Annotated in this window: 9 protein-coding genes; 5 read left to right on the forward strand and 4 right to left on the reverse strand. The window is 73.0% G+C overall.

Annotation, left to right across the window (positions count from 1 at the left end):
- Positions 1 to 209: 209 nt before the first annotated feature.
- The 3 genes from BLS67_RS20855 to BLS67_RS20865 all read right to left on the reverse strand — a co-directional run bounded on the left by BLS67_RS20855 (position 210) and on the right by BLS67_RS20865 (position 3,631).
- Entirely contained in the window at positions 210 to 1,349 is a 1,140-nt protein-coding gene (locus BLS67_RS20855) for a TerC family protein (RefSeq protein WP_091249478.1), read from the reverse strand.
- Positions 1,350 to 1,583: 234 nt separating this feature from the next.
- A complete protein-coding gene (locus BLS67_RS20860; RefSeq protein ID WP_091249481.1) occupies positions 1,584 to 2,960 on the reverse strand; it encodes a HAMP domain-containing sensor histidine kinase in 1,377 nt (458 codons plus the stop codon).
- Positions 2,957 to 3,631, reverse strand: a complete 675-nt coding sequence (locus BLS67_RS20865) for a response regulator transcription factor (protein ID WP_207500779.1) — start codon at positions 3,629 to 3,631, stop codon at positions 2,957 to 2,959. Before BLS67_RS20865 ends, BLS67_RS20860 begins: the two co-directional genes overlap by 4 nt.
- 141 nt (positions 3,632 to 3,772) lie before the next feature.
- Here BLS67_RS20865 and BLS67_RS20870 point away from each other — a divergent pair, with 141 nt between their 5' ends.
- Genes BLS67_RS20870 through BLS67_RS20880 form a run of 3 tightly spaced genes read left to right on the forward strand, consistent with a single transcriptional unit; the run spans position 3,773 to position 5,705 of the window.
- Positions 3,773 to 4,609: a hypothetical protein gene (locus BLS67_RS20870; protein WP_091249487.1), complete on the forward strand. Its 837-nt coding sequence runs from the start codon at positions 3,773 to 3,775 to the stop codon at positions 4,607 to 4,609.
- Positions 4,606 to 5,124, forward strand: a complete 519-nt coding sequence (locus BLS67_RS20875) for a CvpA family protein (protein ID WP_091249491.1) — start codon at positions 4,606 to 4,608, stop codon at positions 5,122 to 5,124. Before BLS67_RS20870 ends, BLS67_RS20875 begins: the two co-directional genes overlap by 4 nt.
- Positions 5,121 to 5,705 (forward strand): hypothetical protein, encoded by a 585-nt coding sequence (locus BLS67_RS20880; RefSeq protein ID WP_091249492.1) that lies wholly within the window; start codon positions 5,121 to 5,123, stop codon positions 5,703 to 5,705. Before BLS67_RS20875 ends, BLS67_RS20880 begins: the two co-directional genes overlap by 4 nt.
- Positions 5,706 to 5,834: 129 nt before the next feature.
- Here BLS67_RS20880 and uvrB read toward each other — a convergent pair whose 3' ends face one another.
- A complete protein-coding gene (gene uvrB / locus BLS67_RS20885) occupies positions 5,835 to 7,955 on the reverse strand; it encodes an excinuclease ABC subunit UvrB (RefSeq protein ID WP_091249493.1) in 2,121 nt (706 codons plus the stop codon).
- A 556-nt stretch (positions 7,956 to 8,511) separates the two neighbouring features.
- Between uvrB and glgX the strand changes: the two genes are divergently transcribed.
- Together glgX and treY are read left to right on the forward strand one after the other, a co-directional pair.
- The gene (gene glgX / locus BLS67_RS20890) at positions 8,512 to 10,623 is read left to right on the forward strand and encodes a glycogen debranching protein GlgX (protein ID WP_091249496.1); all 2,112 of its coding nucleotides are present in this window, start codon (positions 8,512 to 8,514) and stop codon (positions 10,621 to 10,623) included.
- Positions 10,620 to 12,938 (forward strand): malto-oligosyltrehalose synthase, encoded by a 2,319-nt coding sequence (gene treY, locus BLS67_RS20895; protein WP_207500780.1) that lies wholly within the window; start codon positions 10,620 to 10,622, stop codon positions 12,936 to 12,938. The genes glgX and treY overlap by 4 nt, the downstream gene beginning before the upstream one ends.
- Positions 12,939 to 12,959 lie beyond the last annotated feature (21 nt).

Consider the following 12,959-nt stretch of genomic DNA (forward strand, 5'->3'; position numbering starts at 1 on the left):
TGCGGGCGGCGGGCCACGATGGCCAGGTCGGCCAGCAGCAGCACCGTGAGCCCGACGAACGTGCTGATCTCGAACCAGACGGGGAGTTCCACGTCGGGACACCCTACGGCGGTCCCTGTGCGCCGGCCGTGCGCTCCGCAGGTGTCGGTCCCCACACGCCGAGGGGCCCACCGGACGTCGTCCGGTGGGCCCCTCGGGTCAGCGGGAGGTCAGTCCCCGCGGGTGCCGTCGGTGACGGCGGCGGTGCGACCGGACGGCGGCGCCTCGCCGCGAGCACCGGCCGGGCTGCCGTCGCGGTCGCCGGGGCCCTGGGCGTGCAGGCCGTCGCGGCCGGCACCCTTGTCCCCCGCGCCGGTCGGGCTGGTGAGCCCGGCGGCCTCGTCCTTCTTGTTCTTGCGCAGGCTCAGCACTGTGGTGACGACCAGCGTGACCAGGATGACCAGCAGGGACAGCCAGGTCGGGATCTCCGGGATCACCGTGATGTGCTCGCCGCCGTTGATGAAGGGCAGCTCGTTGGTGTGCAGCGCGTGGATGACCAGCTTGATCCCGATGAAGCCCAGGATCACGGCCAAGCCGTAGGCCAGGTACACCAGGCGGTCCAGCAGCCCGTCGATGAGGAAGAACAGCTGGCGCAGGCCCAGCAGCGAGAACGCGTTGGCCGCGAACACCAGGTAGGTCTCCTGGGTCAGGCCGAAGATGGCCGGGATCGAGTCGACGGCGAAGATGATGTCCGCGGTGCCGATGGCGATCAGCGCGATCATCAGCGGGGTGATGAAGCGCTTGCCGTCGATCTTCGTGGTGAGCCGGTCGGAGTGGTACTCCTCGGTGGTCGGCACGACCTTCTTGACCAACCGGAGGACGCCGTTCTCCTTGAACTCCTCCTCCTCGTCGTGGCCGCCGCTGCGGGCCTGCACGACGGCGGTGTAGATGAGGATCGCGCCGAAGAGGTAGAAGACCCAGCTGAAGTTCTCGATGGCCGCGGCACCGACGAAGATGAAGATCGTGCGCAGCACCAGCGCGAACGCGATGCCGAACAGCAGCACCTTCTGCTGCAGCTCGCGCGGCACGCCGAAGCTGGCCATGATCAGCACGAACACGAACAGGTTGTCGACGCTGAGCGCCTTCTCGGTCACGTAGCCGGCGAAGTACTCACCGCCGAAGGTGCCGCCGGCGAAGACCAGCACGCCGAGGCCGAACAGGATCGCGATGCCGACGTAGATCGCCGACCAGGTGGCCGACTCCTTCAACGAGGGGGCGTGCGGCGTGCGGACGTGTCCGACGAAGTCGAACACGATCATGGCCAGGACCGCGGCGACGGTCAGGCCCCATACCCAGAGCGGGACGTCCAAGGGATTCCTCCGGTGTTCTGCAGACGGGCACCGGAGGTCTCTCCCGCCGACCCCCGAGGGATCGGCCGGCAGCGCCGGGGACCGATGGCGGTCCCGTGTTGACGACATCTGCCGCGGGGGATACTCCCCTCCACGCGAGTCCGTTGTGCGCGATGTGCTGCGATTGCAAACGGCAACCACACCGCGCGGCGGACTCGGAACGGTGAACGAGCACAGGTGGTGCTGGGTTCCCGCTCAGCCGGTGAGCGGGGTCACCGGCAGCCGCACCCGGAAGTGCGCACCCCGCACCGACGGCTCGCAGGACACCTCCCCGCCGTGCGCCCGCGCCAGGGCCCGCGCGATCGGCAGCCCCAACCCGGCCCCGCCGTCCCGACCCCGCGCGGCGTCCAGGCGCACCAGCCGGTCGAACACCCGCTCGCGCTGGTCGGCGGGCACGCCGGGGCCGTCGTCGGTCACGTCCACCTGCGCCCAGCCGCCGTCGCCGGTGACCCGGACCTGCACCGACCCGGCCGGACCCGCCGCGCGGACCGCGTTGCGCAGCAGGTTGTCCAGCACCTGGGCGACGCGGTCGGGGTCGACGTCGGCGCCCACCGGGTCACCGGTCACCCGCACCGGTCCCCCGACCCGCCCGGCGCTCCGCCGGGCCAGGTCGACCAGGTCGGTCGGGCGGCGCTGCAGCGCCGGGGCGTCACCGCTGTCGAACCGGGCGACGTCCAGCAGGTCCCCCACGAGACGGGCCGACCGCTGCAGCTCCCGCACCGCACCGGCCAGCAGCTCCTCCCGCCGGTCCCGCGGCGGGTCGCTGCGCAGCACCGTCTCCACCGAGGCCTGGACGGCGGCCAGCGGGGTGCGCAGCTCGTGCGCGGCGTCCCCCAGCAGGTCGCGCATGCCCGCCTCGGCCCGCCGTGCCGTCCGTTCGGCGCCCTCCAGCTCGTCGAGCATGTCGTCGAAGGCGGCGGCCGTGCTGCCCAGCTCGGTCTGCGGCCGGTCGGGGCGCAGCCGTCGCCCGCGGTCCCCCGAGGTGATCGAGCGGGCCAGGGTGGTCATCCGGCCCAGCGGTCGCAACCCCAGCCCGACGGTGGCGCTGACCAGCAACGCGGCCAGCGCGAGCGTGACGGCCGACCCCAGCAGCAGCACCCACCGCAGCTGGGTCACCGCGTCGGTGATCGGGCTCTGGTCGGCCACCAGGGTGAGCCGCGACCCGTCGGAGAGCTCGGTCTGCAGCAGGTACGCGTCGCCGGTGTCCACCACGGCGCCGGGGTCCGGTGCTGGAGCGGCCGGCCCGGGGCGGGACGCCGGACCCCCGGCCGGTCCCGCGGGCGGGTCGGCGATCTGGCCGACCTCCTCGCCGTCCGCGGTCTCGAGCCGGGCCTGCACGGTGTCCCCGGTGACCGCGCTGACCACCTCCTCGTCGGAGCGGCCCTGGTCCACCAGCGTCTGGGCGATCTCGGCCCGGTCGACCAGCCGTTCCCGCAGGTCGCTGCGCAGGTTGGCGCCCAGCACGAGGTCGACGGTCACCCCGAGGACGACCAGCAGGACCGCGAGCAGGCCCAGCACCCACAGGCTCAGCCGGCGGCGCAGCGATGCGGTGCGCAGGCCGGGTGCGGTCACGTGCGCACCGTGTAGCCCAGGCCGCGGACGGTGTGCACGAGCCGGTCGCCGTGCGCCTCGAGCTTGCGGCGCAGCGCGCTGACGTGCACCTCCACCAGGTTCGGGTCGTAGTCCCCGTAGCCCCAGACCTGCGTGAGGATCTGCGTCTTGGACACGGTGCGGCCGCGGTTGCCGACCAGGTAGCCCAGCAGGCGCAGCTCGGTGGCGGTGAGGTCCAGCCGGGCACCCGCACGCGTGGCGGTGCCCGCCGGCTCGTCGACGACCAGGTCGCCGACCTCCACCGCGCCCGGCCAGCGGCCGCGTCGGTTCAGCACGGCACGCACCCGGGCGACGAGCTCGGCCATGGCGAAGGGCTTCACCAGGTAGTCGTCGGCACCGGCCGCGAAGCCGGCCAGCCGGTCGGGCACGGCGTCGCGGGCGGTGAGGACGACGATGCCGGCGTCGCCCGCGCGTCGGACGTCGCCGGCCAGCTCCAGACCGTCGCGGCCGGGCAGCATCACGTCCAGCACCACCAGGTCCGGGCGGAAGCCGGTCAGGTCGGCGGACAGCGTGCTGCCGTCCGCGCGGCCCTCGACCACGCAGCCCTCGTCGGCCAGCGCGGTGACCACGCCCTCGCGGATCGCCGTCTCGTCCTCGACCACCAGCACCCGGGGCCTCGTCTCGCTCTGCACGGGAGCGATGGTGCCTGCCCCCACCTGAAGCCGCGCTGAAGAAGCGGCCCGCGGGCGCCGACTTCAGGGTGGGTTCAGGGTCGGCACCCACGGTGGGGACATGCCGTTCCACCCCGGGACGGCCATCCCCCAGGAGGACCTGTGACCCGCACCGCCCGCACCCGCCGCTGGACCGCCGCCGTCGTCGGTGGCACCGCCACGGGCGCCGTCCTGCTCGGCGGCGGCATCGCCCTGGCCGACGGCACCGACTCCCCCAGCACCACCCCCGAGGCCGGCACCTCCGCCGACGCCCCCGCTGCCCCGGCGGCCGGTGACCGGGTCGTCGGCACCGTGACCGCGGTGTCGGACTCCGCGCTCACCGTCACCGACGACACAGGGACCGAGCACGAGCTGACCCTGTCCGACGACACCCGCTTCGGCGGCGGCCCCACCAGCGGCCCCGACGGCGGCCCGGCCGCCGGTGGCCCCGGTGCCGGTGGTCCCGGCGGCCCGTCCGCCCCGGCCGACGGCTCCGCCCCCGCCGCCCCGTCCGACGGCTCCGCTCCTGCCGCCCCGTCCGACGGCTCCACCCCGGCCGCCCCGGCCGACGGTTCCGCCCCGGCGGCGCCGGCCGACGGCAGCGCGCCGGCCGCCCCGGCCGAGGGCGGCAGCTCCGACAGCACCGGTGCCCCCGCAGCGCCGGCAGCCCCGGCAGCCGGGTCCGTCGACGACATCGCGGTCGGCGACCGGGTCGAGGTCCGGGTCGCCGACGGCGCAGCGGTCGAGGTGCACGAGGTGGTCGCCACCGTCGACGGCACCGTCGTCTCGGTCGACGGCACAGACCTCACGGTCGTCACCACCCCCGGCCTCCGGGTGGAGGTCGACGCCGCCGCGCTCTCCTCGCTGCCCTCGGTGGGCGACGACGTGCACCTGCACGGCACCGCCACCGACGACGGGCGCTCCGTGGTCGCCGACGAGTCCACCGACGGGCCGCGATGACCACCGTTCTCTGGGTCGACCTGGCCCTCGTCCTGCTGCTGGCCGGCGGCGCCGTCGCCGGCTGGCGGCGGGGAGGCCTGCGGCTGGCCGGCTCCGTCGTCGGGCTGGTGGTCGGTCTCGCCGTCGGGGCCGCGCTGGTCCCGCTGCTGACCGGCTCCCTGGTGGGCGCCACCCGCGTGGTGGTCACCGTGCTGGGGGTCCTGGTGGTGGCCGCCCTGGGCTCGGGCCTCGGGCGTGCGGCCGGCGGACTGCTGGCCGGGCTGGTGGCCCGGCTGCACCTCGGCGTGCTCGACCGGGCCGCCGGCGCCGTCGGGGGGCTGCTGCTGGCCTTCGTGCTGGTCGGGCTCGTGCTGTCGGTGCTCGACCTGGACCCCGGTGTCGGCGGGCAGTGGCTGGCCACCGCCCGCACGTCCCAGCTGGGCGGCCTGGCCTCCGACGCCGCCGACCACGCCCTGCGCGTGGTCCACGTGCCCTCCGCAGGTCTGCACCTGCCGACCGGAGGGGGACCGCGATGAGCTGGCGGGACGGCGACACGACGGAGTTCCCCGCCGTCGGCCCGGACCTGCCCGGCGGCCGCCGGCCGACGCACGTCGTCGGCCCGTGGGCCCTGGGCACCCGGGACGAACCCACCACCGAGCAGCCGACCGTCGACGCCGTCGCCGGGCCGGCCGCCACGGGTGACCGTCCGGATCACCGGCGCCGGCGACTGGTCCTGGCGGCTGTAGGCCTCGTGGCCGTGGCGGCCGTGGCCGTCGGCGGGGTGGCGGTGGGTGCGGCGCTGAGCCCGGCCGACTCGTCGAGCACCGCACCGGCGGGATCGGTCACCAGCACCGTGCCCACCGACGACGGCTCGTCCGGCGACGGTTCCACGACGGGGTCCGGGACGGGGTCCACGACCGACACCCCCGCCGGTGACCCCGGTACCGCCCCGGACGGCGCGCCGGACGACCGCGGCACCGACGGCGGAGACACCTCCACGGGCGGCCCAGCCGCTGATGACCCGGCCGCAGGTGGCCCGGCCGCGGGTCCGGCGGCACCCGGTGGCGGTGGCCCCGCAGCAGGCGGTGGACCCGCCGGTGGTGGTCCCCGGGGCTGATCACGAGCACGGTCCACCGTGCCGGGGGATGGTCCGCGGTCTGCAGCGGACCATCCCCCCGCGGCCCTGCCCCACCTCCGCCCGGCGCTGCCTCCCCGTGCTCCCCGCGCCCCCGGCCGGACGGTCGGGTCAGGCGTGGGCCTGGTCGAACTGGCGCAGCTCCCTCTTCAGCTCGTTGAGCTCGTCACGCAGCCGGGCGGCCACCTCGAACTGCAGCTCGCGGGCCGCAGCCAGCATCTGGTCGTTCATCTCGGTGATCATGTCGGCCAGGGCCGCGCGCGGCAGGCCCTCCACGTCGATGGCCCCCGCCTTCTTGCCCTTGGCCTTCGACGACAACCCGGGCACCGGCGCCTTGCCGCGCGACTGCTGCCGGCCCGACCCGCCGAACTCCTCGGTGGCCCGCTCGGCGTCCTCGCTGGCCTTGTAGATGCCGTCGAGGATGTCGACGATCTTCTTGCGCAGCGGCTGCGGGTCGACGCCCTTCTCCTTGTTGTAGGCGATCTGCTTCTCGCGCCGCCGGCCGGTCTCGTCGATGGCCTGGGCCATCGACGGGGTGATCTTGTCGGCGTACATGTGCACCTGGCCTGACACGTTGCGCGCTGCCCGGCCGATGGTCTGGATCAGCGAGGTGCCCGACCGCAGGAACCCCTCCTTGTCGGCGTCGAGGATCGCCACCAGCGACACCTCGGGGAGGTCGAGGCCCTCGCGCAGCAGGTTGATGCCGACCAGGACGTCGTACTCGCCCTGCCGCAGTTCGCGCAGCAGCTCGACCCGGCGCAGGGTGTCGACCTCGGAGTGCAGGTACCGCACCTTGATGCCCAGCTCGAGCAGGTAGTCGGTGAGGTCCTCGCTCATCTTCTTGGTCAGCGTGGTGACCAGGATCCGCTCGTCCTTCTCGGTGCGGGTGCGGATCTCGTGCACCAGGTCGTCGATCTGGCCCTTGGTCGGCTTGACGACGATCTCGGGGTCGACCAGCCCGGTGGGCCGGATGACCTGCTCCACGAACTCGCCCTGCGTGCGGCCCAGCTCGTACTTGCCGGGTGTCGCCGACAGGTACACGGCCTGGCCGATGCGGTCGGTGAACTCCTCCCACTTGAGCGGGCGGTTGTCCATCGCCGAGGGCAGCCGGAAGCCGTGGTCGACCAGGGTGCGCTTGCGGCTCATGTCGCCCTCGTACATGCCGCCGATCTGCGGCACCGTCACGTGCGACTCGTCGATCACCAGCAGGAAGTCGTCGGGGAAGTAGTCGATCAGGCAGGCACCGGCGGAGCCGGCGCCGCGGCCGTCGATGTGCCGCGAGTAGTTCTCGATGCCCGAGCAGAACCCGACCTGGCGCATCATCTCGATGTCGTAGGTGGTGCGCATGCGCAGCCGCTGGGCCTCGAGCAGCTTGCCCTGCTTGTCGAGCTCGGCCAGCCGGGCCTCGAGCTCGGCCTCGATGCCGCCGATGGCCCGCTCCATGCGCTCGGGCCCGGCCACGTAGTGGGTGGCCGGGAAGACGTAGAGCTCCTCGACCTCGCGGACCACCTCACCCGTGAGCGGGTGCAGGTAGTAGAGCCGCTCGACCTCGTCGCCGAACATCTCGATGCGGACGGCGAGTTCCTCGTAGACCGGGAACACCTCGATGGTGTCGCCCCGGACCCGGAACGTGCCGCGGGTGAAGGCCAGGTCGTTGCGGGTGTACTGCTCGGTGACCAGCGTGCGCAGCAGCTCGTCGCGGTCGCGCTCCTGGCCCAGGGAGATCTTCAGGGCCCGGTCGACGTACTCCTGCGGGGTGCCCAGGCCGTAGATGCAGGACACCGTGGAGACCACGACGACGTCGCGACGGGTGAGCAGGCTCTGCGTGGTGGAGTGCCGCAGGCGCTCGACCTCCTCGTTGATCGAGGAGTCCTTCTCGATGTAGGTGTCGGTCTGCGGGACGTACGCCTCGGGTTGGTAGTAGTCGTAGTAGGAGACGAAGTACTCGACCGCGTTGTTGGGCAGCAGTTCCTTGAACTCGTTGGCCAGCTGGGCCGCGAGGGTCTTGTTGGGCGCCATGACCAGGGTCGGGCGCTGCACCTGCTCGATGAGCCAGGCCGTGGTCGCCGACTTGCCGGTGCCGGTGGCACCGAGCAGCACGGTGTCCTTCTGGCCGCCGTTGACCGCCGCCGCCAGCTCGCGGATGGCGGTCGGCTGGTCACCCGAGGGCTGGAACTCGCTGATGACCTCGAACGTGCCGCGGGTGGGCCGGAGGTCCGTCGTGGTGCTCACGGACCGAATGTAGGACCGGGTACCGACAGAACCGCCGGGTCGACCGGATCGTCCCGCGGCACCCGTGGGACCACAGTGGCGTAACTACACGGATGTGACTCTTCTCGCCCGAGGGCTTGCGCGCCGCGAACGGCCTGCTTAGCGTGGGTGCTGCAGGACCACGGGGACGTCGTCACCCGCGCCGCACGGCCCGCTCCGGCGGGTACCGCGGACGGCCGCGACGCTCCGGTACCACCCGGGATCCCCGGGCACGGCCGGCTCCCGTCCTGGCGTCACCGCGGCGGCCACCGGCCGTCGTCCACGAAGCCCCTCCGGCCACCGGCCCGAGGGGCTTCGTCGTCCCCGGGTCCCCGCGACCGGGCCCCCACGGGGCCGGCGGGGCCACACCCGGCGGACCCGGGCCGGTCACGGCAGACTCGTCCCGGGTCGTCGTGACCCGATCGTCACCGGCACCAGGTGTGGTGCCCGTGGCCCCTGGGCACCGGCGCTCTCGCAGCACCGCCCCACCGGCCCCGGATCCACCGCGGCCGCCCAGCGCAGGAGGAACTCAGACCACATGACCACCCAGGTCTGGCCAGGTACCGCCTATCCCCTCGGGGCGACGTACGACGGCACCGGCACGAACTTCGCGATCTTCAGCGAGGTGGCCGAGAAGGTCGAGCTGTGCCTGTTCGACGACGACGGCAACGAGGAGCGCATCCGCCTCCCCGAGATGGACGCCTTCGTCTGGCACGCCTTCCTGCCCGGCGTGCAGCCGGGGCAGCGCTACGGCTACCGCGTGCACGGGCCCTACGACCCCGACCAGGGCCAGCGGTGCAACCCGAACAAGCTGCTGATGGACCCCTACGCCAAGGCCGTCGACGGCGGCATCGACTGGGACCCGTCGCTGTTCGGCTACGACTTCGAGACCCAGGAGCGCAACGACGACGACTCCGCGGCGCACATGCCGAAGTCGGTCGTGATCAACCCCTACTTCGACTGGGGCAGCGACCGGCTCCCCCGCACCCCCTACCACAAGTCGGTCATCTACGAGGCCCACGTCAAGGGCCTGACGATGACCCACCCGCGCATCCCCGAGGAGCTGCGCGGCACCTACGCCGGCATCGCGCACCCGGCGATCATCGAGCACCTGACCGACCTGGGCATCACCGCGATCGAGCTCATGCCGGTCCACGAGTTCGTGCAGGACGACACGCTCCAGCAGAAGGGGTTGCGCAACTACTGGGGCTACAACTCGATCGGGTTCTTCGCCCCGCACCACGAGTACGCCAGCAACCAGGGCCCCGGCATGGCCGTGCAGGAGTTCAAGGGCATGGTCCGCACGCTGCACGACGCCGGCATCGAGGTGATCCTCGACGTGGTCTACAACCACACCGCCGAGGGCAACCACAACGGCCCGACCCTGTCGTTCAAGGGCATCGACAACCAGGCCTACTACCGGCTCGTCGAGGACGACCAGCAGTTCTACATGGACTACACGGGCACCGGGAACTCCCTCAACGTCCGCCAGCCGCAGTCGCTGCAGCTGATCATGGACTCCCTGCGCTACTGGGTCACCGAGATGCACGTCGACGGCTTCCGCTTCGACCTCGCCTCCACGCTGGCCCGCGAGCTGCACGACGTCGACAAGCTCTCGGCGTTCTTCGACCTGGTCCACCAGGACCCGATCGTCAGCCAGGTCAAGCTCATCGCCGAGCCCTGGGACGTCGGCGACGGCGGCTACCAGGTCGGCAACTTCCCGTCGCTGTGGACCGAGTGGAACGGCAAGTACCGAGACACGGTGCGCGACTTCTGGCGCGGCGAGGACGCCACGGTCGGGGAGTTCGCCAGCCGGATCACCGGGTCGGCCGACCTCTACCAGCACTCCGGCCGCCGGCCGGTGGCCAGCATCAACTTCGTCACCGCCCACGACGGCTTCACCATCAACGACCTCGTCTCCTACAACGAGAAGCACAACGAGGCCAACGGCGAGGGCAACAACGACGGCGAGAGCCACAACCGCAGCTGGAACTGCGGGGTCGAGGGCGAGACCGACGACCCCGAGGTCCTCGCGCTGCGCGCCCAGCAGCGCCGCAACTTCATCGCGACCCTGATGCTCAGCCAGGGCGTGCCCATGCTGCTGCACGGCGACGAGCTGGGCCGCAGCCAGGGCGGCAACAACAACGGCTACTGCCAGGACTCCGAGCTGACCTGGATCGACTGGTCCGACGTCGACGAGGGCCTCGTCGAGTTCACCAAGCTGGTCACCCACCTGCGGAACAACCACCCGACGTTCCGCCGCCGCCGGTTCTTCAACGGCCGACCGGTCGGCCGCGGCGAGGGCGACCCGGTGCCCGACATCGCCTGGCTGACCCCGTCCGGCGACCTGATGACCGAGGAGGACTGGGACGCCCACTACGCCAAGAGCGTGGCGGTCTACCTCAACGGCAACGGCATCCGGTCCACCGACGAGCGCGGCGACGCCGTGACCGACGACTGCTTCATCCTCGCGTTCAACGCCTGGCACGAGGACATCGAGTTCACGCTGCCCTCGTCGGAGTACGCACCGGTCTGGTCGGTCGTCGTCGACACCGCCGAGTTCGGCCCGGTCGAGCCCAACGAGAGCCAGGCCGGTGACGTCCTGACCGTCAAGGGTCGGGCCATGGTCGTGCTGCGCAGCGTCTCGTGAGCGGCGGGATCCCCAGCGGCACGTACCGGCTGCAGTTCCACGCCGACTTCACCCTGGACGACGGCGCGGCGCTGGCCGGCTACCTCGCCGACCTGGGCGTCAGCCACGCCTACGCCTCGCCGCTGCTGCGGTCGGCCGAGGGCTCCAGCCACGGGTACGACACCACCGACCACGAGCACGTCGACGAGGCGCGCGGCGGCCGCCCGGGGCTGGACCGGTTCGTGGCCGCGCTGCACGAGCGGGGCCTGGGCCTGGTGCTGGACCTCGTGCCCAACCACATGGGCGTCGACGACGCGCACGCGGCGGGCTGGTGGTGGTCGCTGCTCGAGCAGGGGACCGACAGCCCCCACGCGCACGCCTTCGACGTCGACTGGGCCGCCGGTGGTGGCCGGGTGCGCGTGCCGGTCCTCGGCTCGGCCGACGACCTCGCACAGCTGACGGTCGAGGACGGCGAGCTCCGCTACTACGAGCACCGCTTCCCGATCGCCCCGGGCACCGGCCCCACCGATGACGACCCGGCAACGCCGCAGGAGGTGCACGACCGGCAGCACTACGAGCTCGTTGACTGGCGGCGGGCCGACGGCGACCTCAACTACCGCCGGTTCTTCGCCATCAACACCCTGGCCGGGTTGCGGGTCGAGGACGAGCGGGTCTTCGAGGCCACCCACGCGCTGGTCCGCGAGCTGCTGGCGGACGGGGCGGTCGACGGGCTGCGGATCGACCACCCCGACGGCCTCGCCGACCCGGGCCAGTACCTGGACCGGCTCGCCGAGCTCAGCGACCACCGCTGGACGGTCGTGGAGAAGATCCTCGAGCCCGGCGAGCACCTCCCGTCCGGGTGGGCGACGGCCGGCACCACCGGCTACGACGCCCTGGCCGAGGTGGACGGCGTCCTGGTCGACCCGGCCGGCGAGCCGGCGTTCACCGCGCTGGACACCGAGATCGCCGGGCGGGCCGTCGACTACGCCGAGCTGGTGCACGGCACCAAGCGCGAGGTCACCGACGGCATCCTGGGCTCCGAGGTGCAGCGGCTGGCCCGGCTCGTCGGTGACCTCCCGGGTGTCGAGCCCGCGCAGGTGACCGAGGCGCTGGCCGAGCTGCTGGCCTGCTTCGACGTCTACCGCACCTACCTGCCCGAGGGCCGCGCGCACCTGGACAGCACGGTGGCGGCCGTCCGCGAGCGCCGTCCGGACCTCACCGCGGCCGTCGACGGCCTGCACCCGCTGCTGGCCACCCCGCACACCGAGCTGGCCACCCGGTTCGAGCAGACGTCGGGCCCGGTGATGGCTAAGGGCGTGGAGGACAGCGCCTACTACCGGTGGTCCCGGTTCGTGGCGCTGAACGAGGTGGGCGGTGACCCGACCCGGTTCGGGCTGCCCGTCGCCGACTTCCACGCCGCCCAGGCCGAGCGCGCCGACGGGAGGGCGGCGTCGATGACCACGCTGTCCACCCACGACACCAAGCGCAGCGAGGACGTCCGCGCGCGGCTGGCGGTCCTCGCCGAGCTGCCCGGTGAGTGGGCCGGCCTGGTCCGCGGGTGGCTGACCCGGCACCCGCTGGCCGACCGCCCGCTGGCCCACCAGATCTGGCAGAACCTGGTCGGCGCGTGGCCGCTGTCGGCCGAGCGGGCGCACGCCTACGCGGAGAAGGCGGCCCGCGAGGCCGGCACCTCGACGACCTACACGGCCGTGGACGAGGAGTTCGAGGCCTCGCTGCACGCGATGGTCGACGCCGCGTTCGAGGACCCGACCACCCGGGCCGAGGTCGACGCGTTCGTGGAGCGGATCTCCCCGTACGGCTGGTCGAACTCGCTCTCCCAGAAGCTGCTGCAGCTGACGATCGCCGGCGTCCCGGACGTCTACCAGGGCACCGAGCTGTGGGACTTCTCGCTGGTCGACCCGGACAACCGCCGTCCGGTCGACTACGCGCAGCGCCGCACCCTGCTGGCCGAGCTCGACGGCGGCACCGTGCCCGCCGTCGACGCCACCGGCGCGGCCAAGCTGCTGGTGGTCTCGCGGGCGCTGCGGCACCGCCGGGACTCCCCCGCGGCGTTCGCCGGGTACTCGCCCGTCGAGGTCACCGGGCCCGCCGCCGACCACGCCGTGGCCTTCGACCGCGGTGGGGTGGTCACCGTGGCCACCCGGCTGCCGGTCCGGTTGGCGGCCGAGGGCGGCTGGCGGGACACCGCGCTGCAGCTCCCGCACGGCGGCTGGCGTGACCTGCTCACCGGCACCCGGGTCGTCTCCGACCTCCACGGGGCGCCGCTGGCCGACCTGCTCACCGCCCTCCCCGTCGCGCTCCTCGTCCGCGACTGACGGCCACCCCCGAGAACCGAG

The organism is Klenkia soli (genome assembly GCF_900103975.1).
Taxonomy (GTDB): Bacteria; Actinomycetota; Actinomycetes; order Mycobacteriales; family Geodermatophilaceae; genus Klenkia; species Klenkia soli.

Coding starts and splice junctions, on each gene's coding strand:
- glgX (WP_091249496.1), top strand. CDS start 8,512: ATGACCACCCAGGTCTGGCCAGGTACCGCCTATCCCCTCGGGGCGACG.
- BLS67_RS20880 (WP_091249492.1), top strand. CDS start 5,121: ATGAGCTGGCGGGACGGCGACACGACGGAGTTCCCCGCCGTCGGCCCG.
- BLS67_RS20875 (WP_091249491.1), top strand. CDS start 4,606: ATGACCACCGTTCTCTGGGTCGACCTGGCCCTCGTCCTGCTGCTGGCC.